Source organism: Paraburkholderia caribensis (assembly GCF_002902945.1).
GTDB lineage: Bacteria > Pseudomonadota > Gammaproteobacteria > Burkholderiales > Burkholderiaceae > Paraburkholderia > Paraburkholderia caribensis.
Genome location: NZ_CP026103.1, coordinates 1,329,623 through 1,353,682, shown reverse-complemented (window position 1 = coordinate 1,353,682; position 24,060 = coordinate 1,329,623). Strand labels below are relative to the sequence as shown.

The 24,060-nt window shown below is 62.0% G+C and carries 19 protein-coding genes and 1 pseudogene; 10 read left to right on the top strand and 10 right to left on the bottom strand.

From position 1 onward, the window contains the following. Window positions 1-128: 128 nt before the first annotated feature. The gene (locus C2L66_RS35630; protein WP_060608580.1) at window positions 129-701 is read left to right on the top strand and encodes a carboxymuconolactone decarboxylase family protein; all 573 of its coding nucleotides are present in this window, start codon (window positions 129-131) and stop codon (window positions 699-701) included. 327 nt (window positions 702-1,028) lie between these two features. Here the strand turns inward: C2L66_RS35630 and cynR are convergent, their stop codons facing one another. Beyond that, entirely contained in the window at window positions 1,029-1,922 is an 894-nt protein-coding gene (cynR, locus tag C2L66_RS35625) for a transcriptional regulator CynR (RefSeq protein WP_054930819.1), read from the bottom strand. Window positions 1,923-2,065: 143 nt separating this feature from the next. Between cynR and C2L66_RS35620 the strand changes: the two are divergent. The 3 genes and pseudogenes from C2L66_RS35620 (at window position 2,066) to C2L66_RS35610 (ending at window position 3,785) form a co-directional block, all read left to right on the top strand. Further along, window positions 2,066-2,726: pseudogene (locus tag C2L66_RS35620) on the top strand (carbonic anhydrase). Between the two features lie 48 nt (window positions 2,727-2,774). Beyond that, entirely contained in the window at window positions 2,775-3,245 is a 471-nt protein-coding gene (cynS, locus tag C2L66_RS35615; RefSeq protein WP_054930818.1) for a cyanase, read from the top strand. A 57-nt stretch (window positions 3,246-3,302) separates the two neighbouring features. Further along, a complete protein-coding gene (locus C2L66_RS35610; RefSeq protein ID WP_054930817.1) occupies window positions 3,303-3,785 on the top strand; it encodes a nuclear transport factor 2 family protein in 483 nt (160 codons plus the stop codon). Window positions 3,786-3,816: 31 nt separating this feature from the next. On the opposite strand, the gene C2L66_RS35605 is transcribed toward C2L66_RS35610, so the two are convergent. Beyond that, window positions 3,817-5,355: an EAL domain-containing protein gene (locus tag C2L66_RS35605; protein ID WP_233445057.1), complete on the bottom strand. Its 1,539-nt coding sequence runs from the start codon at window positions 5,353-5,355 to the stop codon at window positions 3,817-3,819. A gap of 727 nt (window positions 5,356-6,082) precedes the next feature. Between C2L66_RS35605 and C2L66_RS35600 the strand changes: the two genes are divergently transcribed. Then, entirely contained in the window at window positions 6,083-8,254 is a 2,172-nt protein-coding gene (locus C2L66_RS35600) for a M1 family metallopeptidase (protein WP_054930815.1), read from the top strand. 78 nt (window positions 8,255-8,332) lie between these two features. Here the strand turns inward: C2L66_RS35600 and C2L66_RS35595 are convergent, their stop codons facing one another. Further along, a complete protein-coding gene (locus C2L66_RS35595) occupies window positions 8,333-9,262 on the bottom strand; it encodes a LysR family transcriptional regulator (RefSeq protein ID WP_060608576.1) in 930 nt (309 codons plus the stop codon). Between the two features lie 119 nt (window positions 9,263-9,381). Between C2L66_RS35595 and C2L66_RS35590 the strand changes: the two genes are divergently transcribed. Beyond that, a complete protein-coding gene (locus tag C2L66_RS35590; protein WP_054930813.1) occupies window positions 9,382-10,239 on the top strand; it encodes an oxidoreductase in 858 nt (285 codons plus the stop codon). 85 nt (window positions 10,240-10,324) lie between these two features. Here the strand turns inward: C2L66_RS35590 and C2L66_RS35585 are convergent, their stop codons facing one another. The 3 genes from C2L66_RS35585 to C2L66_RS35575 form a co-directional block, all read right to left on the bottom strand. Further along, window positions 10,325-11,152 carry a hypothetical protein gene (locus C2L66_RS35585; protein ID WP_224102337.1) on the bottom strand — a complete coding sequence of 276 codons (828 nt, stop codon included), beginning with the start codon at window positions 11,150-11,152 and terminating at the stop codon, window positions 10,325-10,327. A gap of 264 nt (window positions 11,153-11,416) precedes the next feature. Continuing rightward, window positions 11,417-11,722: a hypothetical protein gene (locus C2L66_RS35580; protein WP_035996092.1), complete on the bottom strand. Its 306-nt coding sequence runs from the start codon at window positions 11,720-11,722 to the stop codon at window positions 11,417-11,419. Between the two features lie 211 nt (window positions 11,723-11,933). Beyond that, entirely contained in the window at window positions 11,934-12,767 is an 834-nt protein-coding gene (locus C2L66_RS35575) for an NAD-dependent epimerase/dehydratase family protein (protein ID WP_060608573.1), read from the bottom strand. A 174-nt stretch (window positions 12,768-12,941) separates the two neighbouring features. On the opposite strand from C2L66_RS35575, the gene C2L66_RS35570 reads away from it, so the two are divergent. Then, on the top strand, window positions 12,942-13,934 hold the full coding sequence (locus tag C2L66_RS35570; protein WP_054930810.1) for a LacI family DNA-binding transcriptional regulator: 993 nt from the start codon (window positions 12,942-12,944) through the stop codon (window positions 13,932-13,934). 70 nt (window positions 13,935-14,004) lie between these two features. On the opposite strand, the gene C2L66_RS35565 is transcribed toward C2L66_RS35570, so the two are convergent. Then, the gene (locus tag C2L66_RS35565; RefSeq protein WP_054930831.1) at window positions 14,005-15,294 is read right to left on the bottom strand and encodes an MFS transporter; all 1,290 of its coding nucleotides are present in this window, start codon (window positions 15,292-15,294) and stop codon (window positions 14,005-14,007) included. A 411-nt stretch (window positions 15,295-15,705) separates the two neighbouring features. Here C2L66_RS35565 and C2L66_RS35560 point away from each other — a divergent pair, with 411 nt between their 5' ends. Next, window positions 15,706-16,032 (top strand): hypothetical protein, encoded by a 327-nt coding sequence (locus tag C2L66_RS35560; RefSeq protein ID WP_035996093.1) that lies wholly within the window; start codon window positions 15,706-15,708, stop codon window positions 16,030-16,032. Window positions 16,033-16,080: 48 nt separating this feature from the next. Here C2L66_RS35560 and C2L66_RS35555 read toward each other — a convergent pair whose 3' ends face one another. Together C2L66_RS35555 and C2L66_RS35550 are read right to left on the bottom strand one after the other, a co-directional pair. Continuing rightward, window positions 16,081-16,329 carry a hypothetical protein gene (locus C2L66_RS35555; protein WP_035993779.1) on the bottom strand — a complete coding sequence of 83 codons (249 nt, stop codon included), beginning with the start codon at window positions 16,327-16,329 and terminating at the stop codon, window positions 16,081-16,083. Between the two features lie 99 nt (window positions 16,330-16,428). Beyond that, the gene (locus tag C2L66_RS35550; protein WP_060610490.1) at window positions 16,429-18,975 is read right to left on the bottom strand and encodes a PAS domain S-box protein; all 2,547 of its coding nucleotides are present in this window, start codon (window positions 18,973-18,975) and stop codon (window positions 16,429-16,431) included. A gap of 316 nt (window positions 18,976-19,291) precedes the next feature. On the opposite strand from C2L66_RS35550, the gene tnpC reads away from it, so the two are divergent. Next, window positions 19,292-20,713 (top strand): IS66 family transposase, encoded by a 1,422-nt coding sequence (tnpC, locus tag C2L66_RS35545; protein ID WP_060601355.1) that lies wholly within the window; start codon window positions 19,292-19,294, stop codon window positions 20,711-20,713. A gap of 607 nt (window positions 20,714-21,320) precedes the next feature. On the opposite strand, the gene C2L66_RS35540 is transcribed toward tnpC, so the two are convergent. Next, window positions 21,321-22,262 carry a LysR family transcriptional regulator gene (locus tag C2L66_RS35540; protein WP_060610487.1) on the bottom strand — a complete coding sequence of 314 codons (942 nt, stop codon included), beginning with the start codon at window positions 22,260-22,262 and terminating at the stop codon, window positions 21,321-21,323. A gap of 107 nt (window positions 22,263-22,369) precedes the next feature. Here C2L66_RS35540 and C2L66_RS35535 point away from each other — a divergent pair, with 107 nt between their 5' ends. Then, window positions 22,370-23,881: a CoA-acylating methylmalonate-semialdehyde dehydrogenase gene (locus tag C2L66_RS35535; RefSeq protein WP_054930800.1), complete on the top strand. Its 1,512-nt coding sequence runs from the start codon at window positions 22,370-22,372 to the stop codon at window positions 23,879-23,881. Window positions 23,882-24,060: the final 179 nt, after the last annotated feature.

The window sequence follows — 24,060 nt, the reverse complement described above, 5'->3', positions numbered from 1 at the left end:
TGATGCGTCGGCAACCGGTTGCACATCCAGTACAACAGTTCCGGCATGCACCATCTTAAGTTCTTCGCCGTAGTCACCTGGCACTACGCGATTTATGGCCGTTAAACAGAACCATCAAAGGGAATAGCATGTCCCGTCTTACTACCGCCACGCTTGAAACCGCGACTGGCGCAACCGCAGAGGTATTCGCGAAGCTAAAAAAAAGGGTAGGTAAAGTTCCCAATGCATTTGCGACGATCGGCACCCACAGTCCTGATGGACTTCAGGCCATATTCGCTGTCGACGCGGCGGTGACGCGAAGCGAACTGTCAGACGCGGATATCGAAACGCTCAAGCTGGTCGTCAGCGAGCTTTCGGGCTGCGATTACTGTGTGGCCGCTCACGCGCTGAAAGGCAAATTCTCGGGCCTGTCTCAAGAGGTGATCACTCAAGTCCGCGCTGGAAAGCCTACAGGTGACGCCAGGCGAGATGCGCTGGTACGGTTCGTTCGGGTCCTTGTCGAAACACGGGGCACGCTTTCCGCTGCTGAACTGGATGCGTTTCGCGCGGCTGGTTACAGCGAACATCAGGTGATCGGCGTGTCTCTGGCGATCGCTTCCATCACCTTTGGAAACCTGGTGAACCGGATCAACGACACCGTGATCGATTTCCCGCTGCCGGCTCAACTGGTGGCCGGGAGCAACGAAAGCACCGCCGGGTGAACGACCCATCCGGGTTCGCGCTATTCAGGTGTGGCGCTGGACGGGTGACTCATCATGGCCGATAACAGCAATTAGAAAACTCCTTGCCGAGCGGTCGTTGAGGTCATCAATGGCTGCTCGCTGGCATTTGCGTGAGCGCGTAACGTCGACGAATCTGGCGGCCGCTTTGTAGAAAGATCGTTGTCTCTTATCGGTCCGGAAGTCGCATTCATCGACAGCGAAAAGTGCGATTCGCCAGCGCCGGTTTGCGAATGGGCCGCAAACCAGCTTGCAGCCGACATACGCATCCTCCGGACTGTTTGCGCTCTACGGAGCCGTCCTCACCCGTCAACGACTCCCACCGGCCGCGCTTTCCTCCAACGCGAGCGCGATGAAAGCCCGTGTCGCCGCGCTTCGATACGCACCTTTACGCAACAGCAGCGCCGCCGTTCGCTTCGGCAGGGTGGGCTCGAGTTTGAGCATGCATAGCTTGTCGCGCTCACGTGCGATCGCGTCTGGCAACAGCGTCGCGAGCGTGGTTCGCTGCACGACTTCAATGACTGCGCTGATCGAGTTGACTTCCATCGCGATGCGAGGCGCGACGCCATGCTGACGGCAATATCTGTCGATGTAGCGGCGTGTCGCAAACTCTTCGTTGAGCAGCACGAGCGACTCGCCACCGAACTCGCGAAGCGTCAGCGCAGTACGTTTCTTTGCGTAAGCGTGCGACCTGCCGACCACCATCGCCAGCGCTTCGACGAAAAGCACCTGAGCCTCGATGTCGGGGGAATGCGTTTCGTCGAATGCAATGCCGACGTCGAGTGCGCCTTCGATCAACATGACCTCCATCCGTTCCTGAGGCATTTCGAGGATGTTCAACGTGATGTCTGGATAACGCTGGTAGTACTTCTCGAGCAGTGGACCGGTCAAATATGCGGTGAACGTCGGCGTCATGGCGAGGCGCAGTGAGCCGCGCGTCAGTTCCTGGACGTCGTGTATCGCGCGTTTACCTTCATCGAGATCCTGCAACGCGCGCTGCGCGTAACGCATATAGGCCACGCCCGCGTCGGTCAGCTGTATTTCGCGCCCGGAACGGTCCAGCAGTGGCACGCCCAATGTGTCCTCGAGCTGCCTGATCTGCTGCGACAGCGTCGGCTGCGACACGTGTAAAGCCTCAGCCGCGCGCGTGAAATTGCGATGCTGTGCGACGGCTATGAAGTAACGGATGTGACGTAGCAGCATGTCTGCCCCTCTCGGGTAACTATTGGTTATGCCTATAGCCACAATCGTAAACCGATCTTGGACACTATGGCAGTTCGCGTCCATTCTTTGTCCAACGCAGCGCAACTCAACCCAGCGCGCTCGGCGACTGAATGGAGCGAATCATGCAAGAGATCATCGACGGCTTTCTGAAATTTCAGCGCGACGTCTTTCCGGCGCGCAAAGAGTTGTTCCGCAAGCTGGCGACCAGTCAAACGCCGCGAACGCTATTCATTTCGTGTTCGGACAGCCGGATGGTCCCCGAACTTGTCACGCAGCGCGAACCGGGCGACCTGTTCGTGATCCGCAATGCTGGCAACATCGTGCCTTCGTTCGGGCCGGAACCGGGCGGCGTGTCGGCCACGGTCGAGTACGCGGTGGCCGCGCTAGGCGTCACCGACGTCGTGATCTGCGGCCATTCGGATTGCGGTGCGATGACGGCCGTCGCGACGTGCAAGTGTCTCGATCACATGCCCGCCGTCGCAAACTGGCTGCGCTACGCCGATTCGGCGAAGCTCGTCAACGAATCGCGCGAGCATGCAGGCGAGCGTGAACGCATCGACTCGATGGTGCGTGAGAACGTGATCGCGCAACTCAACAATCTCAAGACGCATCCGTCCGTGGCGCTGGCGCTCGCGCAAGGCCGCCTGAAACTGCACGGCTGGGTCTATGACATCGAATCCGGTTCCATCGATGCGCTCGACAGCACGACACGTCAGTTCGTTTCGCTGTCCGACCATCCGGATGTCAACGCGAACGCGTGAAGCATGCGTCGCAGCATTCTGATTTTTCCTCGTCGTCGTTCCCTGTCTCATCCATTGAAGGAGCAACACCATGACCCAATCGCAAACCACCCAGTACGCACGCGAAGCCCTGACGGAAACCATCATCGACGCCAAGACGCGCAAGAACCTGACCTTCGAAGCAATCAATGAAGGCACGGGCTTGAGCGTCGCGTACACGACGGCCGCGCTGCTCGGCCAGCACGCACTGCCGGAGCAAGCCGCGAAGCTGGTTGCCGAACGTCTCGGACTCGACGACGACGCGGTCCGTCTGCTGCAAACCATTCCCTTGCGTGGCAGCATTCCCGGAGGCGTGCCGACCGATCCGACCATCTACCGCTTCTACGAAATGGTGCAGGTGTACGGCACGACGTTGAAGGCGCTGGTTCACGAGCAGTTCGGCGACGGCATCATCAGCGCGATCAACTTCAAGCTCGATATTCAGAAGGTGCCGGACCCCGAAGGCGGCGAGCGCGCAATCATCACGCTCAACGGCAAGTACCTGCCGACTAAACCATTCTGATTTTCTGCCCGCAAGAACCTGCATCACGGCAACCTACCTCGTTCAAGGAGAATCGACATGTCGTCGCAACAACAGGAAATTCGCCCGCCGCTTCCGCCGTTCACGCTGGAAACGGCCAAAGAGAAAGTGCGCCTCGCGGAAGACGGCTGGAATTCGCGCGATGCGGCGAAAGTCGCGCTGGCCTATTCGCTGGATACGAAGTGGCGCAACCGCACGGAGTTCGCAAACAATCGCGCCGAAGCGCAGGCTTTTCTGGAGCGCAAATGGCGCAAGGAATTCGAATATCGGCTGATCAAGGAGTTGTGGGCGTTCGGCGGCAATCGGATCGCGGTGCGCTACGCGTATGAATGGCGCGACGACGCGGGCAACTGGTTTCGTTCGTACGGCAACGAGAACTGGGAGTTCGGCGAAGACGGCCTGATGCAACGCCGCTTTGCCTGCATCAACGACATGCCGATCAAGGAGTCGGAGCGTAAGTTCCACTGGCCGCTGGGCCGCCGTCCCGACGATCACCCCAGCTTGAGCGACCTCGGGCTGTGAGCGTTCAGCGCACGCGTCACGCCTGAAAAGCTCAAGGCGTGACGCGTGATTTCGTCGTGGGCGGGTCGGTGCTGGTATCCGCGAAGAGTTGCGAGACGGGCACGGGCCGCTGGTAGAAGTAGCCTTGACCGAACGGAATGCCCAGGCTGCGCAGCGCTTCGTGCTGCGATTGCGTTTCGACGCCTTCGGCAATGACTTCCATTCCGTAGTGCTTCGACACGGCGGCGATCGCGCGTATCAGTTCGCGGCCCTGCTTGTCGACTTGCCGCACGAACTGGCCGTCGATTTTCACGTAGTCGAACGGGAAGCGGCCGAGCAGATCGAGGTTGCTGTGCTGCGTGCCGAAGTCGTCGATCGCGAACTGGACACCTTGCGCCTTCAGGCTGTCGAAGATCGCCTCGATACGCGGATGCTTCTGCAGCAGAAAGCGCTCGGTGACTTCGAGCACGAGCGTGATGTCGTCGGGCAACTGGTCGTTCGCGGCCAGCACGTCTGCGACGAAATCCTTGCGCTCCAGATCCATAGGCGCGACGTTGATGGCGACGCGCAATGGGCGGATGTCCGTCTTTTGCGCGACCTCCTGGGTCGCGCGTTGCAGCGCAAAGCGGGTGACGCTCGCGAGCAGGCTGCTGCTTTCCACTTCCGTCATGAACGCACTCGGGCTCACGGGGCCCCATTTCGGATGCGTCCAGCGTATCAGCGCCTCGACGCCCGTCACGCGGCGCGTGGCGATGTCGACCACGGGTTGATACGCGATATGCAATTGCCCATGCCTGAGCGCGCGGCGTACGGAGGAAAGCAGCAGGCGGCGCGGCGCAAACACGATCAGGTACGCGGCGCCGATCAGCAGGTTCACCAGAATGGCCGCCGCGCCCGCGACCAAAGCGTACTTCCAGTGCGTTTGCGTGACGAATGCCGGCGCGGCTACCACGACGATCGAGAACGACCAGCGTGCCGACGCCGCGCGCGTGCCGCCCAATGCGGCGGCGCTGTCGGCTGAAATCATGTCTCCCCGGTCGTTCAAGGCGCGCGCGTTCGACACGACGAGCACCACCTGGCCCGCTTCGTAACGCACGCCGTGCGCGAGCGTGTCCGCGAGATAGGTGGCCTCGACGATGTAGAGCAGGCCGGTGTGCTTGCCCGTCGGAACATACAGCGGCATCACGGGCGACTGCGGCTGATTCGGCGTGCCTGCGATCAACTCGAGCGTGTTGCCGGCAGGCGCGGGCGACAGATAGTCGGAAAGCGCGACGTCGACACGTCCCATCGCCGAGGAGCAATAAAGCCGCTGGTTCTCAACGAGGTTCACGCTGCGCACGTACTGAACGTAGGTTTCCAGTTCGGAGAGGCGAAGCTCGACGTTGGGGCAGGGCTGTCCTGGCAGCGCCGACAGTTCCTGTTTCCGGCGTGACGTGACGTTGTCGAGAATGCGGTCGATCGATTCGACCATGTCGCTGGCGATCAGGTTTTCGCGCTCGCGAATGGCGGCCTGATCTTCGTGACGCGCCCACCAGGCAGCGGCGGCGATCACGCACGCCCCGCACACTATCGCGACGACGAGTGCGACCATCGGGGTGAAGCCGCGCCCCATGACAGCCGATTGGCGGATAGATGAGAACCTCTTCACATCGTGGTCGCAGGAACGAGGTTGTAATCGTCGGATAAATATAGCATGCGAGCCGTTCGCAAATCCGTGCTCCGAAACATCACTGCACATTGCCATTCGAATGGCATTCCTGATCAATTGGTCGACATGTCATTCGTTGGAAGGTATTTCTTTAATATGCCTTTTCCACCGAATTGGCCATTCAGCAAATAATGCGTTTGTCGGCTTATGTCTTTATGGAAAACCCGTAGGCCCATTTATGCAAAATAAATTCCAATAGCAGCGTTGACTCCAAATCGATTTCACTCATCACGCATAATCGAAATATTCGAGAAATATTTTGTAATGGGCGTTGACACGCTGACGTTTGCCCAACTAATCTACCGTCCATCGTAAGCTGACAGTCATTCGAAACGGGCGCATCAAATCATTATCGCGCGCGTGTCGGCCCTGCGAGCCTTGCGCGTGACGTCCGTCGCGCGTCGGTTTCATGCCGTAATTTTTTCTCTAGTTCACGTTTCAACAATGTAAATATCAGCGAATTCGGCTGAGGCCGGTTTTCGTCTGTTCATTGAAAAATCTTTCATTCGCCTTAACGCGCGTGGGGGAGACCTTTTTTCGCGATTTTTAATAATAAAAAGAGACGCATAACCACACATTTCCAGAGCTGCTTTATCCGATAGGACGAATCATGCGACCATATTTTCGGTTAAAGGCGCAGTGCCTGTTGTTGGCTGCGACAGTGGCATTGAGTGCATGTGGTGGTGGAGACGATGGAGGCGTAACGTCGAGCAAGTCTGCACAGGTGGGCGCAACCGCACCGGCGTCGCAACCTGTGCTGGCGGCGCCGGAGTCGCCCGTCGTCGCCGATACGTCGATCAACAAGTCGGTGCCGCCCGTCGAGTTGCCCGACACCGTGAAGCCGATCAACTACAAGCTGTGGTTCCGGCCTAACGCAGATCTCTCCGCGTTCGACGGCCGCGCGGATGTCGAGATCCAGGTCACGAAGAACATCAATCAGATCGTCATTGCCGGGCATCGCATCAAGTTCGTCAACGGCAAGACGACACTGCAGCCAGGCAATATCCAGCTGATCGCAACGCCGCAGGACGACGGCGACTTCTATCAGCTGCGGCCCGTCAGCGGCCAGATTCATCCCGGCAACTACTCGCTGCATATGGAGTGGTCGGGCATCATCAACTTCAAGACCTACGACGATCCCGCCACGAAAACGGGCGGCAGTTGCGGCGACGATCCGTATCCGGGCTGCTCCGCGGCGGAAGGCGTGTTCCGCGTCGATCTGAAGTCGACGGACGGCACCACGAGCGGCGCGATCCTCACGCAAGGCGAAACCAACCTCGCGCGCCAATGGTTCCCGGGCTGGGACGAACCGGCTTTCCGCATGACCTATGAGGTGTCGGCGGAAGTGCCGCAGAACTGGCGTGTCGTGTCGAATGCCGCGGAGAAACCGTCCGTCAACGTGGACAGCGGCTACAAGCGCGTCACGTTCGACAAGACGCCGCCCATGCCGCAGTATCTGCTGTTCTTCGGCGGCGGTATGTTCGATACGCTCGAAGACGACTTCACGAGTCCGCTGAAGGACGGCAAGAATCTGCACCTGCGGATTTTCACGCCGCCAGGCATGCGCGACTGGGCCGTCCCGGCGATGCAGCAGACCAAGCAGGCGCTCGATTACTACTACCGCTATACGGGCATCCCGCTGCCGCTGACGAAGTTCGACACGATCGCCGCGAACGATGCGTTCAAGGAACAGAAGGACCTGAACTTCGGCGGGATGGAGAACTGGGGCGCCATTCTCGAATTCGCCGACGACATTCTTCCGCCGCCCGGCACGCCGATGTCCGACTATGGCGTGACGGTGCTGACGCACGAGGCCGCGCACCAGTGGTTCGGCGATCTCGTGACGCTCGACTGGTGGGACGACGTGTGGATGAACGAATCGTTCGCGACGTACTTCGAGAACAAGACGAAGATTCTGTTCTTCCCCGATCGCTTCAGCTGGGTCGACGAGGTGAGGACCAAGTACGCGGTGATGTCGCGTGACCTGCGCAACACGTCGTTCCCGGTGCAGCCGAACTTCAACGACTGGGCATCGAACGACTTCGTGTTGAGCGCGAGCCCGTTCACGTACGACAAGGGCGGCATCGTGCTGAAGATGCTGGAGAACTATCTCGGCGATGGCGTGATGCGCAGGGGGCTGCAGTCGTATCTCGCCGATTACTCACTCGGCAACTCGACGCCGAAGCGTCTGTGGGACGAGCTGGCGAAGGTGAGCGGCGAGCCGATGGTGGCGATCGGCGACAGCTTCGTGCGGCAAACGGGCGTGCCGCTGGTGTCGCTCGATACCCAATGCGATCTCACGAGCAATCAGACGGTCGTCACGCTCAGGCAGTCGCCGTATCCGAACCAGAACCTGTATCCGGGCATTCAATGGACGGTGCCGTTGACGCTCGCCTATGGCGAAGGTCTCGCACGGCGCAAGACGGTTGCGCTGAAGGACACGCAGATGCAGGTGCGCGTCAACGGTTGCTCGGCCGTGGTCGCGGACCCGAGCGGGCTCGATTACTACGTGACGAACTACGGCGACAACGCGTGGAGCCAGCTGCTTGCGCAAAGCAGTGCGTTGACCGATCCCGTGTTGCTGACCAACCTGCAGATGGAAGCGAAGATGCTCGTGAATTCGGGCCTCGCCGATCCTTCTCGCGCCACGACGATCGGCTCAATCACGCCGCCAGTTAGCGCGATGGCACGCCGTCAGTTGCAGGTGACGCCGCAGGCCGAAACGGTTCGTCCGACGCTGCGTTATCAGGGCAAGCTGAAGCCGCGTAACAAGACGGAGTAACGTCGGCGCGCGCCGGTCCGCATCACGCGGACCGGCGCGCCTTCGTGTTGCGCTCGATCATCGTGTGCGGCTAACGCGTCAGGCGCGCAACTCCGCCGGCTCGAGATAGAAGTCTTTGTTATCCGCGAGCCGCGCGATCATGAAGTCGATGAAGGTCCTCACGCGCAGCGGCTGTTCGGTGCGATGCCGGTAATAGATGTAGATCGATTCGCGCTGCGTCATGTGCTGCGTCAGCAAGGGCACGAGCCGTTTGCCGCGAATATGCGCGGCGGCAGAGAAGCTGCCTAGCTGGCCGATTGCGAGACCCGCCAGCACCGCGTCCGTTTCCGCGTCGATATCGTTCACGCACAGCGTCGTGGCCATCTCGCGATAGACGATTTCATTGCCCATCAGAAATTCCCACGGCGCCTGCTTGCCGGTGTTCGCGCGCCGGTATCCCGTGCAGCGATGCGCGTCGAGTTCATCGACGGTCGACGGTTTGCCATGACGTTCGATATACGCCGGCGACGCGCACACGATCAGCTGGATAGGCAGTAGCCGCCGCGCAATCGCGCCGCCCGACGGCGGCGATCCGCCGCGAAAGCCGACGTCGGCGCGATCGCTGACGAGATCGGTGAAGTGATCGTCGAAACGCACGTCCAGTTGCACGTCGGGGTAGCGCGCGGCGAATTCGAGCGCGGACGGCCATAGCACCGCGCGGCCGAGCGCCATCGGTGCGCTCACGCGCAGCGGGCCCGCGACTTCGTCCTTTGCGCGGCGCGCGTCGTCGATTGCCGACGACAGCGTGGCGAGCGCCGGCTCGACGCTGTGCAGCAGTCGCTGTCCTTCCTCCGTCAGACTCAGCTTGCGCGTGGTCCGATGAAACAGCCGCACGCCGAGCGACTTCTCCAGTTGCATCACGGCGTGACTGGCCGCCTGAGGCGAGATGCCCTGATCGACGGCGGCCTTGCGCAGGCTGCCGACGGCGGCGGCGCGGACGAAGATCGAAATGGCGCGGACCTCGTTCATCGGCGGGTTCCAATTAGCAAATAAAAGTTGATTATCAGTCTAGCAATGTGCGGCTAGTTTGTGCGAATCGGACGGCCTATTCTTCGTTTCACTCTCACCACGAACGAAGGATCACGATCATGAGCAACGTCACGAAACAACAGTTCAAGCGCGTCTGGTTCATCACGGGCGCTTCGCGCGGTCTGGGCGCGCTGATGGCCGAAGCGGCGCTGGCCGACGGCAATGCCGTCGTCGCCACGGGCCGTAATGCCGCTGCGATTGTCGAGCGGCTCGGCGAGTCGCCAGCCTTGCTGCCCGTCGCCCTCGACGTGACCAGCGAAGCGCAGGCGAAAGCCGCCGTCGAAGCCGCCGTCGAGAAGTTCGGCCGGATCGACGTGCTGATCAACAATGCGGGCTTCGGCCTGCTGGCGGCTGTCGAGGAATCGAGCGACGCCGACGTGCGCCGCATGTACGACACCAACGTCTTTGGTCTGCTGAATGTGACGCGCGCCGTGCTGCCCGTCATGCGCAAGCAGCGCTCGGGGCATGTGATCAACATGTCGTCGATTGGCGGTTATCGCTCGGGGGCGGGCTTTGGCGTGTATTGCTCGACGAAGTTCGCTGTCGAAGGCATCACGGAAGCGTTGCATGCGGAGTTGAAGCCGCTCGGCATTCACGCGACGGTCGTCGAGCCGGGCTACTTCCGCACGGACTTTCTGGATGGGTCGTCGCTGGTTGTCGGCAAGGAAATCATCGGCGACTACGATGAGACGTCGGGCAACGTGCGCCGCTTCGCGGTCGGAATGAATCACAACCAGCCCGGCGATCCGCAGAAGCTGGCGACGGCCCTCGTCACGCTCGTCGATGCGCAAACGCCGCCGCTGCGGCTTGCGCTCGGCACCGATACGCTGAAGGCGATCGCGGAGAAAAACGAGTACGTGACGACGGAAACAGAAGCCTGGAAGACGCTGTCGGCGTCCACGGACTTCCCCGTTTAAGCCACTATTGATCGGACGAAAGCGACATGCAAAGGCGCCGCTGCGAGCGCAGCGGCGCCGTTTTGTCTTGCGCGAACAATCCGCGTTATTTCGGCGGCGGCAGCGAGGGATCGAGCCTGGCGGAATCGCGGACCAGTTGGTCCGTCGCCGCTGCGGCGACAGGGTTCGATCCGGCGCCCGGTTTCATCGCCCGTTGCTGCTGTTCGGTCGCAGCGCGAACGGCCGACATGTTCGGCGGCGGCAGCGAAGGATCGAGTTTCGCCGAATCGCGCACCAACTGGTCTGTTTGCGCGGCCCCGGTCTGATACGCACCGCGAGACGCGCTGCGTGAGTCGGTGCTCGCCGTGGAAGGCGTTTGCGTCGGCATCGACGTGGGAGGCGGCAACGAAGGATCGAGCTTCGCCGATTCGCGGACGAGTTCCTCGGTTTCCGGCGTCGGGCCCTGACTGGTTGCCGCGCGGCGGTCCAGACTCTCACGTCCGCGCTGCGCACGCGGTGCGGGCACCACTTTCGGCGCGCCCGTGTCCTGCACGTTCACCGATGCGACGGCCGTCGAAGGCGCCGGCTTCGCTTGCTCAGTGCTTTGCGTGACGGCAACGCTGGGCGTAGGCGCGGGTTTCATCGGCGCGGGCGCCGCCGGAGCAGGGACGGGTGCAGGCGCAACGGGCTGCTGTGCGACGGCGGCACTCTTCGTGATTGCGCGGGGCGGCGTCGACTGGCCGATGCTGCCTTCCGTCATATGATTTTCGCTCGTACGCGAATCGACGGCGGCGGGGCGCACGCTTTCGTCCATGCCGGCCCTGGCTTCGGCCGTTGCACGGCGGTCCGCCTGAAGCAGCATCAGGTACGTGGTCAAGGCCGCGCCGAGCACGAGCCCGGCGAAAATCATCAAAATCTTTCGGGTAGTCATCATACTGACGGTCGTTCGATCGACGCGAGCCTCGATCATCGCCGGCTCGCGGTTTTAGGTCAGACAAATGCCAGCAAATGGCACGCCTGGCGCGTGGAAACAGGCGAGCAACAACCAGAGAATCGCACTTCCCAAAAGGGACAACGACCCTCATGCGCGTGAAACGCAGCGAGTCGAAGCTTCTCCGATTATCGAACGCTTCGGTTTGATTTGCGTGTCGAGAACGCGCGCGGCTGACGGCGCGTTGATTGCACAACTAACGTCTGATCATTCCCAGGGATTCGCTGCGAACAGTCCCTGTTGGCGGCGCATGCCATGGCGCAGAAACCAGTGCCTGACAGCACCGAGCTTGCGCGGCAAACCCGGCATCCGGTTGCCTTCGATGCGGGCTTTTGCGCACGACGTCGCGTACTCGATCGCCTCTTCCTCGGAAGAAAAGTAGCCGAGGATGCCAAAGGCCTTACGCCGTCCGTTCGGGCCGGTGACGAACACGCTGGCTGCATAGCCGCGAGTGCCCACGGACGCAAGTGGGATGATGACGTGGCGCCGGTAATGTACTGCATGCCTGTCCATGATCATCTCCAAGGGTTTTGCCCTAGGCCACATGGTACACGTTGCGAAACTGTGCGGGCAATGCATTGCCGCTGCGAAAAAAAATTCGCCGGCGAATGGTGTTGGCGTCACGCGCGCGATGCAGGCAATGGGGCTGCATCGCGCGTGTTGTGGAGCGTTTTTGCCGCATTGGCGGCGCGATTGCGGCGCGATTGCGGCGGGCAGCGCCTGCTCAGGCGCTGCGTTCCATCGGTTCGCCGAGCACGAACGCGCCGCCCTGGAAGCGTTGGGCCGGGTCGTCGTATTCGGCTGTCGGCGACGTGACGGGGAAGCGGTCCGAGAACTGCGTGGAGCTGTCGCGCGGACGGAAGCCGAGAAAATTCGCCTTCGTGTTGTCCCACCACTTGATGGGGTTGTCCGACGCGCCATAAACCACCGCGTGGCCAACACGGTTCGTGAACAGCGAGCAACGCACGAGTTCGATGAAGTCGCGATAGCTCAGGTACGTGACGAGCATGCGCGGATTCTTCGGTTCTTCGAACGACGAGCCGATGCGCAGGCATACCGTCTCGATGCCGAAGCGGTCGAAGTAGTAGCGCGACAGCGATTCGCCGAAGCACTTCGTCACGCCGTACAGGCTGTCGGGACGTTGCGGCGCATCGGCGTCGAGCACTTCGGTGACGGGATGAAAACCGATTGCGTGGTTCGAGCTGGCGAACACGACGCGCTTCACGCCATGTTTGCGGGCGGCTTCGTACAGGTTGTACGTGCCGCGGATGTTCGCTTCGATCAGATCGTCGAACGGCGCGTCGATCGAAATGCCGCCCAGGTGCACGATCGCATCGACGCCTTCGACCATGCGCATCACGGCGTCGCGGTCCGCCAGATCGACGACGCTCGCTTCCTCGTGCGCAGCCGCGGCGCTCACCGGGACGATGTCGCTCACGCGCACGACGTCGGCCCAGGCGGCCAGCGCATCGCGCAACTGGCGGCCCAGATTGCCGCCCGCGCCCGTCAGCAGCAGGCGGCGGAACGGCTTGTGCGACCCAGCAGGTGTCTCGTTCATTGCTAATCCTTCGAAATAGCCAAAAATAAGGAAAACGTTTTCCAAATATAAATGCGACGCGGGTTGTGCGTCAATTGGCGTACTCATCAAGCCGCGAGAGGGCCGCTATCAAGCTTCATTGCAGAGCTTTTCTGCGACAATCGGGTTACGGCAAAAGAAAACGTTACCTTCCGGATGAAAAAAGTTTCCCCCACCATTCGCGATGTCGCTAGCGACGCGGGCGTGTCCGTCGCGACCGTTTCCAAGTACATCAACGGCGCGCAGCGTTTTTCTCCTGCGGTCGAAGCGCGGCTCAAGGAAGCGATCGAGCGGCTCGGCTATCGCTCGAACCCGCTCGCGCGCTCGATGATCACGGGCCGCACGCGCACCATCGGCCTCGCGATCCTCGACATCAGCAACCCGCACTTCACGAATGTCGTGAAGGGCGCGAACCGCGTCGCGCTGCAACACGACTACACGCTGCTGCTCGTCGACACCGAAGAAAATCAGGCGCGCGAGCGTTCGCTGATCGAGGCGCTGGCGCAACGCGTCGACGGTCTGATCGTCAACTCGCGGATGCCCGACGAAGAATCGCAATGGATGCTCGAACTCAACAAGCCGCTCGTGCTGTTGCGGCGCAGTCCGGGCCTGCCGATTCCGAGCGTCGGTATCGACAACCGGCTCGCCACCTACATGCTCGCGCGTCATCTGCTGAACCTCGGGCACAGGCATATCGCGTATCTCGGCTTCGGCCAGGCGCGCATCAACGACGAGCGGATTCGCGGCGCGCGTGAATGTCTCGACGAAGCCGGCCTGACGCTCGACGTGCACGACGCCCACGCGCCTACCGCGCAGGCCGGCGAGCAGGCCTGCTCGCGCGTGATGCTCGGGCCGCAGCGGCCGCAGGCGGTGATCTGCTACAACGATCTGATCGCGCTCGGCTTCATGAAAGAGGCGGCGTCGCTCGGTTTCAAGCTGCCGCGCGACGTCTCCGTGACGGGCATCGACAACGTGCCGTATGGCGAGTACGCCGCGCCTGCCCTGACTACCGTCGACATTCAAAGCGAGAAAATGGGCGAACTGGCGATGCAGAAGCTGATCGACGGACTCGCGGGCCACGCGGAAGCCGGGCATTCGATGTTCGAGCCGCGGCTGATCGTGCGCGAGTCGACGGCCGCTCGCGGCTGAAGATCGACTCGCGCCATTCGCGCATCTCGCGTTCGTACGCGCGCCGCGCAACGCGGCGCGGCATGCATGATCAGGCATCGAGCTTCGCGGGCGCCATGCGCGGCGTCAGCAGGTGCATGACGACGAGCGCGACGAGGTAGGCGAGCGCGCCGATCGCGAACAGCACCCAGTAGTGCCCCGTACGCTGCAGCACCTGGCCGATCACTTCCGAGAACAGCACGCCGCCGACCGAACCCGCCATCCCGCCGATACCGACCACGGCGCCGAGCGCGCGGCGCGGGAACAGGTCGGATGCCGTCGTGAACAGATTCGCCGACCAGCCCTGGTGCGCAGCCGCCGCGAGACCGACGATGCCGACGGCAACCCACAGATTGTCCACCTGCGACACGAACGCGATGGGCAGCACGCAGCATGCGCAGATCAGCATCGCCGTCTTGCGCGCGGCATTCACGCTCCAGCCCTTGCGCAGCAGCGTCGATGAAATCCAGCCCCCGCCGATGCTGCCGACCGTCGTGATCGCATAGATGACGACGAGCGGCAAGCCGATGTGCTGCATGTCCATGCCGCGCGACTCGTTGAGCCACTTCGGCAGCCAGAAAAGATAGAACCACCAGACGGGGTCGGTCAGGAACTTGCCGATCAGGAACGCCCACGTTTCGCGCTTGCGGATCAACTGGCCCCAGCCGGGCGCGGGGGCGTTCGCGTTGCGGGCGTCGAGCGAGTCGGCGTCGTCGCGCGTGTCGTCGAAGGCTTCGTCTTGCGCGCTGCGGTCGGCGGGACGGTAGACGACGAGCCACACGGCCAGCCACACGATGCCGATCGCGCCGATGATCACGAACGCCGCGCGCCAGCCGTACAGCACGGCGAGAGGCGGAATGATCGCGGGCGCGAATACCGCGCCGATGTTCGCGCCCGAGTTGAAGATGCCCGTTGCGAGCGCGCGTTCGCGGCGCGGAAACCATTCGGCCGTGGTCTTGATCGCGGATGGGAAGTTGCCGCCTTCGCCGATGCCGAGCAGCGCACGCACCATCGCGAAGCCCGTTACCGAGCCGACGGCCGCGTGCAGCATCGCGGCGATGCTCCACACCAGCATCGCGGCCGCGTAGGAAATGCGCGTGCCGAGCCAGTCGACGATGCGCCCGAAGCCCAGCAGGCCGATTGCATAGAACGCGGAGAAGGCGATCACGATGCGGCCGTACTGCACCTGCGTCCAGCCGATTTCGTGCTGGAGCACGGGGGCGAGCAGACCGAGAATCTGCCGGTCCATGTAGTTGATGACGGTCGCGAAGAAGAGCAGCGCGCAGACGGTCCAGCGGAAGCGGCTGGCAGAGCGCACGACGCCGACGACGGCAGATTGCATGTATGTCTCCATTCGCGGCATCGCTCGTCGCGCCGCGTCTTTATTCATGGCCGGCGACGAGCGCCGGTGCGGGATGCGTCGCGCCGGGGCGGCGGCGCGGGCATGTTTCCGTCACGTTTGGAAAACGTTTTTCCAAGAATAGGCGGTTTATCGCTGCCTGACTAGTACGTATTTTCCGGGATATGCGGCGCGACAACGCTTTCTGCGTGGGGTGGATCGGTGTGCGGGAGGTTAATCGTTTTCTACGGGCGTTGCGAAAGATGGGAGGCGTACGTGCTGGCCGAGGATGTCCCGGGTTACAGGCGCATTGGAAATGCGCGCCGGTTTTTTTGCGGCACTGCGCGGGCTGTGCAGAGGAGAATGCGGGCTGTATGCTGTAAAGGCGCGACCGCGCTAAAGCACGGGGCAAAAATGACTACGAACTCCGCCAGACTCCCACCGGACGTGGAAGCACTCTCGACGTTATCCGAATATCTCGAGCGTGCGCTCGACAAGGCGCTCAGCCTGATCATGCTGCGCACAGGCGTCGAAGACGCAAGGCTGTATCTTGGCGACGTGAGCGCGCCCAAAGAGGAATGGGCGAGCTGCGGGACCATTCATCGTGAACTGTCGGACGCGATCCTGGTGGCGACCCAGTCGGGCCTCAACCATCTCAGCATCGACGGGCAGACGTACCGCTTCACGAGAGTGTTTGCCCAGGCGGAAAACCGTGGGGCGATCGTCTTCACGCCTGCGTAACCGGGCATCCGCAGGCGCACTGGTGGGCCTGCCGCTGTTGCGCGCCGCTCAGCTCGGCAGCAACACCGGCAACTGCGACACGCGTCCCGTCTGCACGTCGAGCCACGTCTGCCGGCCGCTCGCCGAATGACTGTAGACGAGCGCGCGCATATCGCGATGCGTGCCGAGAAAGCCCATCAGCGCACGCACGTTGCGCTTGCCGTGATAACGCAGCGAGCGCGACGTCTCGCCATTGACGATGACGACAGGATTGATTCGCACGAGCCGCGCAATGAGTTCAGGGTTGACTGTATCCACGTTCGATCCTCGAATGAAGTGACTGTCCTCGCTAACGTCCCCAGGATTGGCTTCTTGAGTTTTCGGAAGGATCAGTAAGCGTGAGGATGGTCGTGCGCCTCAGTGGGGCACGTGCGCGACGGCAATCCGCAACACGCTCTCCAGTTCCGGGAGATCGACGGGTTTGGTCAGGTGCAGATCGAAGCCCGCCGCCTCGGTTTTCGCGCGGTCTTCACTGGTGCCGAGCCCCGTCATTGCGGCGATGACGGCGCCCGGTGCCGCAAGCGCCTTACGGATATGCGGCAACGCTTCGAAGCCCGTCATCTTCGGCATCGACAGGTCGAGCAGCACGAGATGCGGCTGCAGCGTCTGCGCCAGCTCGATGGCGGCCGCGCCGTCATATACCGCGTGCGCTTCGTGGCCGAGCACCTGCACGAGCGTCGCCATGCTGTCGGCGGAATCGACGTTGTCGTCGACCACCATCACCTTCAGATCGACGGGTTGCGAGGGCGCAGGCTCGTCCTCGCGCACGGCTTCGGCGGCGATCGCATCACTGAACTCGGGCAGCCACACGGTGAACACGCTGCCTTTGCCGCGGCCTTCGCTGTGCGCTTCGATATGACCGCCGTGCAGATCGACGATGGCGCGCGCCAGCGTCAGCCCGATGCCGAGACCGCTCTTGTCGGCCTGTTCTTCAGTTGGCGTTTCCTGCACGAACAGATTGAAGATCGCGTCGATCGCATCGGGATCGATGCCGCGGCCGGAATCGTGGATGCGGATCGCGAGCAGACGGCCCGAGCGAAACACCTGCAAGCTGATCGACGCGCCTGCCGGACTGAATTTCGATGCGTTGTTCAGCAGGTTCTGCACGACCTGCACCATCCGCGTGAGATCGCCTTCGATCGTCATCAGCGTGTCGGGCAGCATCACATCGAGTGTCTGGTTGCGCGCCGCGAGCAACGGCGCGCTGCCTTCGATGCTCAGTTGCGCGATGGCCTGCATCGACACTGGCTTCGGCTCGATCTGCACGCGTCCGAGGGTCACACGTCCGGCGTCGAGCAGATCGTCGACGAGGCGCGTCAGATGTGACAACTGCCGGTCGATCAGCTCATGCTCGGGCACGAAAGCCTGGTGATCGGCCGTCTTCAGTTGCAGCATGCTGACGGCATTGCGCAGCGGCGCGAGGGGATTGCGCAGTTCGTGGCCGAGCAGCGCGAGGAACTGGCTCATGCGCTGGCTCGACGCTTCGAGTTCTTCGAGGCGCCGGCGCCGCGACATGTCGCGTGTGATCTTCGCGAAGCCTTGCAGCGCGCCGTTCGGATCGCGCAGTGCCGTCGTGATGATGTTGGCCCAGAAGATCGTGCCGTTCTTGCGCACGCGCCACTCTTCCATTTCGACGCGGCCTTCGCGCGCGGCGAGTTCGAGATCGCGTTGCGGCCGGCCCGTCGCGATGTCTTCGGGCGTGTAGAAGAGGGAAGCCGGCTGGCCGATTACTTCATGCGGCAGGTAGCCCATCACCTGCGTCGAGCCCGCGCTCCACGTCATGATGTGACCTTGGGCGTCGAGCATCGTGATCGCATAGTCCTTGATCGCGTCGACCAGCACGCGAAAGCGCTTGTCGAGTTCGCGTGCGTTGAAGCGCTCGGTGACGTCGCGAATGAAATAGGCGAGCTCGGTATGTCCGTCGAACTGCACGGGGCACACGGACAGTTCAGCAGGAAACTCGCTGCCGTCGATGCGCTGCGCGACCAGTTCGGTGCGGCTTCGATGCAAGGGTGCATCCACGCTCTGTTCCGGTGCGCTGTTGAACACGTCCAGTTCGGCATAGTGCGCCTTGCAGCGCGCCGGGAACAGCGCGTCGAGCATCGGGCGTCCCATCATCGCGTCGCGCGCATAGCCGAAGGTGCGCGTTGCGGCATCGTTCCATTCGATGATGACACCGTCGGCGTCGGTGCACACGAACGCGTCGTGCGTCGTGTCGAGCACCAGACGGCGGCGGCGCAGCGATGCTTCGAGCTTACTGTCGGCGGCTTCGCGCAGGCTGATCTCGGTACGCAGCCGGGCGATCGTGATGGTGTTCTGTTCGATCAGCGCGCGGTTCTCCGCGAACACGCGTTGATGCGCCATGCCTGACGCGACGAGCGAGGTGATCCGTTCGAGCGTTTCGATGTCGTCGGCGGAAAAGGCGTCGGTGCGGCTCGCCATCAGCTTCACGACGCCCGCCACTTCCGACTGATAGAGCAGCGGCGCGACGACCATCGACGTCGCGCCCACGCGCTTGCACGCGGCGGCATCGACGCGCGGATCGTCCGATGTGTCGCTGCTGTACAGCAGATGCTTTTCGACCGAGCAGAGTCCCGACAGGCTGCCGTCGCGCTTGAGGCGCAAGCCGATGTGGTGCGCGATGGTGCCGCTGCACGCGCGATAGACCATTTCGTCGCCATCGACCCATTCGACGACGGAGCCATGTGCGGCAGGCACGAGTTCGAGCAGCGAGTCGGTGACGAGCGACAGAAAGCGGTCGAGGTCGAGTTTTGCAGCGGCGATTCTGGAATGTGCGTCGATCAGTTTTCGCAAACGGGCGTTTGCCAGGCGCTCGCGGGTGAGTTGGGTGGCGGCGTCGTTGGTGTCGTTGGTGTCGATCTGGCGGTCTTGGCTGGCGTTCATCGTGAGCAACTCCGTTCGAGGCCGGTGGCGCATGCGGCGCGATTCGCTGAGTGTTTATGCATGCTGCATTAGTGCGGGGGCGCTGTTTAAACGGTTATACACGTTTGCGGCGCGGTGGTCGGGTTTTGCTTTTGTTTTTGCTTTTGCTTTTTGTTTTTTGCCTCTGCTTTTTTTGCTTTTGCTTTTTCGCTGGCATCCGCGATTTGTTAGTTCACTTCACGCGTCGCCCCTGTGCGGGGCGGCACCTACTTTTCTTTGCCGCCGCGTAACTATTCAGCGCTTGTAAACTGCTACCAGGATGTGCATAGTGAGGGGCATGACGAAGATGCCCGACATCAAGGAGCTGACACCGGAGCAGAAGGACGCACTTATCATTGATCTGGTGAGGCGTCTGAACGAGCTCGAGGCAAAGCTTGAGAAGGACAGTCATAACTCCAGCAAGCCGCCGTCAAGCGATGGTCCGAAGCGCAAGCCAAAGTCATTGCGTAACACGAGCGACGCTAGGCCGCGCGCCCAACCGGGGCACAAAGGCAAGACGCTCAAACGCGTCGCGCAAGCCGATCACATCGAGATTCACCCGGTGGCGCGGGTATGCGATAAATGTGGCAACCGCATCGCGGCAGCCAGCGTGGCCGTGTTGCCCGAAGGCCGCCAGGTGATTGATCTGCCGCCCACGCGCTTTGAGGTGACTGAACATCGCGTGCAGATCGCACAGTGCCGCTGCTGCGGCAAGCAGCATTCGGGGGCATTTCCCAAGGGCGTGAGCCAGGCGGTTCAGTACGGCCCCCAGATTCGCGCCGCAGCCGTCTATCTGACGCAATACCAGCAGTTGCCGGTTGCGCGCACCGCCCAGGCGCTGGAAGACCTGTTCGGTTTGCATGTGAGTACGGGAACCGTCCAGCACAGTATTGATCAGGCCGCGCAGTTACTGGCGCCGTGCGTTGATCAGATCCAGCAGGCGCTACGCGGGCAACCCGTCGTGCATTTCGATGAGAGCTGCATGCGCGTGGGGCGTGAGTCCCACTGGCTGCATGTCGCCTCGACGCACGCGTTGAGCTGGTATGGCGCGCACAGCAAGCGCGGCAGTCAGGCGCTGGACAGCTTCGGCATTCTCCCCGGCTTTACGGGAGTCGCGGTCCATGACGGCTGGCGGCCGTATGCCGGCTATGAGTGTGAGCATGCGCTGTGCAATGCCCATCATCTGCGTGAACTGGTGTTCGTCCTGGAGTCCACGCAGCAACCCTGGGCACAGCAGATGATTGACCTGCTTCGCCAGGCAAAGCGCGAGGTCGAACTCAGTCGGGCTTCAGGAAACAACATGCTGAGCCCGGCGCGCCAACGCTATTACACACGGCGCAGCCGCGCCCTGATCGCCCGGGCGCGCAAGCTCAATCCACAGCAGGCGCGTGAGCCCTTGCGCCAGGAACGTCGCGGCAGGATCAGGCAAAGCTTTACCTGCAACCTGCTCACACGGCTTCACAAGTATGCCGATGAGGTGTGGCGCTTCATTGCCGATCACCGCGTACCGTTCGACAACAATCAGGCCGAACGCGATATCCGCATGCCCAAACTCAAACAGAAGATTTCCGGGTGCTTCCGCTCGGAATCGGGCATGGAGGCGTTCTGCACGATCCGCTCCTACCTTGCCACCTTACGCAAGCAGAACCGTTCGCTGATCAACGCGCTGGCGTTAGGCTTTGCCGGATTCGTCGTTTCACCTCTGGTTACCGCTGAATAGTTACGCCGCCGCAAAGAAAAGTAGGCAAAAGAAAGCGGCTCACACCGCCAATTCTTGACGTTTACCCACGGGCCCCCAACGTCCCCATCCTTCACACGCCAGTGCTCTGGTTGCTGCCCGTTGCCAACGCTTCGAACAAACGCCTCACCCGCTTCAATTGCCCGTACCCGGGCCAGCGGCAGCGAATGGTATGTGCCGCCCAGGTGGCAAACTGTGTGTAGGTTGTCGCGTCGTATGGCTCGGCGCTCTTACAACGTGGGATGCGTGCGCTATCGGTCCGGAGTGGTGCGCGTATGGCGCGAAAGCCTACACACAGTTTGCCACCTGGGCGGCGGTGGACTGTCTGGCGCGGCGTGCTGAAACGCAGGTGTGTGAAGCGGGTGAGGCGCTCATTCAGAGCGTTGGCAACGAAGGTGGGTCACGTGATTGCCGTGTGAAGCGTAAGAACCTTTGGGGGCCCTCAGGCAGGACCAAGAGTTGGCGGTGTGAGCCGCTTTCTTTTGCCTACTTTTCTTTGCGGCGGCAAAGAAAAGTAGGTGCCGCCCCGCACAGGGGCGACGCGTGAAGCACGCTAACGATTCGCGGATGCCAGCGAAAACGCCTAGATTCAAACAGGAAATCCATCCGCAAAGCGCTCGCGCAAATAGCCTACAAACAGCCCGACCGCCCGCGGCACATGCGACGCATAAGGCCGCACGATATAAAGCTGCTCGGCGAACGCGCCCGTCACGCGCCAGTCAGGCAACACGACGACCAGCTTCCCCGCCTGCACGGCGGCCTGCGCGGTGAAGTCCGGCAGCAGCGCAATGCCCAGGCTTTCGAGCGCCGCGTCGCGCAGCGTTTCGCTATTGTTCGCGGAGAACTGCCCGTTGACGGGCAAGGTGACCGGCCGCGTGCCTGATTTTCGCGCCGACTTGCGCTCGAACGACCACATCGGTTCGCCCGACGAGCGCGGGTAAAAGAGGCAATCGTGAGAAGCAAGTTCTTCCGGTGACTTTGGCATGCCGCGCTTGCGCAGATAGCCGCGCGTCGCGACGATCACCGAATGCGTGTCGCAAAGTTTCCACGCGACGTGCGTATCGGGTGGCTCGGCGCTGTGACGGATGGCGAGATCGAAACCTTCCGTGGCCAACGATACCAGTCTGTCCGACACCTCCAGTTGCACCCGAACCTCGGGATTGTCCGCCAGGAATCCGGGTATTTTCGGCACCAGTTGCTGCCGCGCGAACGCGACAGGCGCCGTCACGCGCACGAGCCCGCGTGGCACGCCCGACAGCTCGCGGACCCGCGCGAAGCTGGCGGCGATCTGCGCATATTGCCCGCGCGTGCTGTCGACGAGCTGCTGGCCGGCTTCTGTCAGCCGGACGCTGCGCGTCGTTCGCTGCACCAGCGAAATCCCCGCGGCACGCTCCAGTTCGGAGATGCGCTGGCTCATCGCCGCCTTGCTGACGCCCAGGCGCGCAGCGGCCGCCGTGTAGGTGCCCTGTTCGGCGAGCATGGTGAGCCAGTGCAGATGGGTCCAGAGTTCGCCAATATTTTGCGTATCCATACACTCATTGTTCACGATGGCAAACATTGAGTTCAATGTTAGCCTCTTTCCAGCACGACCGCACCTTCCTACACTGCTTCTCAAGCCAATCACGAAGGAGCCGAGACATGCAAGCCTATACCGACAGCGCAGACGTGGGACATTTCATTCACGGGGAGCGCGTCAGCGGAACGGGAAGCCGTAGCCAGGCCGTATTCAATCCCGCCACAGGCGCCAGGGCCCGCAAGCTGCTGCTCGGTGAGGCTGCCGATGTCGATGCCGCCGTCGCGAGCGCGAAGGCGGCGTTTCCGAAGTGGGCCGACACGCCGCCCATCAAGCGCGCACGGGTGATGCTGCGCTTTCTCGAACTGATGAACCGTCACCACGACGAACTCGCGGCCATCATCACGGCTGAGCACGGCAAGGTGTTTTCCGATGCGCAAGGCGAAGTGGCGCGCGGCATCGACGTGATCGAATTTGCATGCGGCATTCCGCAACTGCTCAAGGGCGACTACACGGAACAGGTTTCGACGGGCATCGACAACTGGACGATGCGGCAGCCGCTCGGCGTCGTCGCAGGTATCACGCCGTTCAACTTTCCGTGCATGGTGCCGTGCTGGATGTTCCCTGTCGCGATCGCGGCCGGTAATACCTTCATTCTGAAGCCGAGCGAGCGTGACCCGTCGGCTGCGCTGTTCATGGCGGGGCTGCTGAAAGAGGCCGGATTGCCCGACGGCGTATTCAATGTCGTGCAGGGCGACAAGGTGGTCGTGGATGCGTTGCTCACGCATCGGGACGTCAAGGCCGTGAGCTTTGTCGGCTCGACGCCGATTGCGAACTACATCTACGAAACGGGCGCGAAGCACGGCAAGCGTGTGCAGGCGCTGGGCGGTGCGAAGAACCATATGGTGGTGATGCCCGACGCCGATCTCGACAAGGCTGTCGATGCGCTGATCGGCGCGGCCTACGGCTCGGCGGGCGAGCGTTGCATGGCGATTTCGGTTGCGCTGCTGGTTGGCGACGTGGCAGACAAGATCGTGCCTCGACTCGCCGAACGGGCCCGCAGCCTGATCGTGAAGAACGGTATGGAGCAGGATGCGGAAATGGGCCCGATCGTCACGCGGCAGGCACTGGAGCGGATCGAAGGGTATATCGCCGAGGGCGTGAAGGAAGGCGCGACGCTGGTCGTGGATGGCCGTGGTCTGAAGGTCGCGGGTCATGAAGACGGCTTCTTCACGGGCGGTACGCTGTTCGACAACGTGACGCCGGAGATGCGCATCTACAAGGAAGAGATTTTCGGGCCGGTGCTTGCCTGTGTGCGCGTGAAGGACTTCACGGAAGCCGTGGAGCTGATCAATGCCCACGAATTCGGCAACGGCGTGGCGTGCTTCACGAGCGATGGCCATGTTGCGCGCGAATTCGGCCGCCGCATCGAAGTCGGCATGGTTGGCATCAATGTGCCGATTCCGGTGCCGATGGCGTGGCATGGCTTCGGCGGCTGGAAGCGCAGCCTGTTCGGCGACACGCATGCATACGGCGAAGAGGGTGTGCGCTTCTATACGAAGCAGAAATCGATCATGCAGCGCTGGTCGGAGAGCATCGAGAAGGGCGCCGAATTCGCGATGCCGACCGCGAAGTAACACACTTTAGCCCAACCGGCACAGCCCTTTTTAGAAGGGCTGTTTTCATTTGTGCGCTTTGATCTGATGTTTGACGATGCAGTCAATCGACCCGACAGCACGCATTGTTCCCGATTTGAAAACTGTGAATTCTGCGCAGCCTGATTGATGATTGCCTCAGGAGGTTTACCCTACGTCTA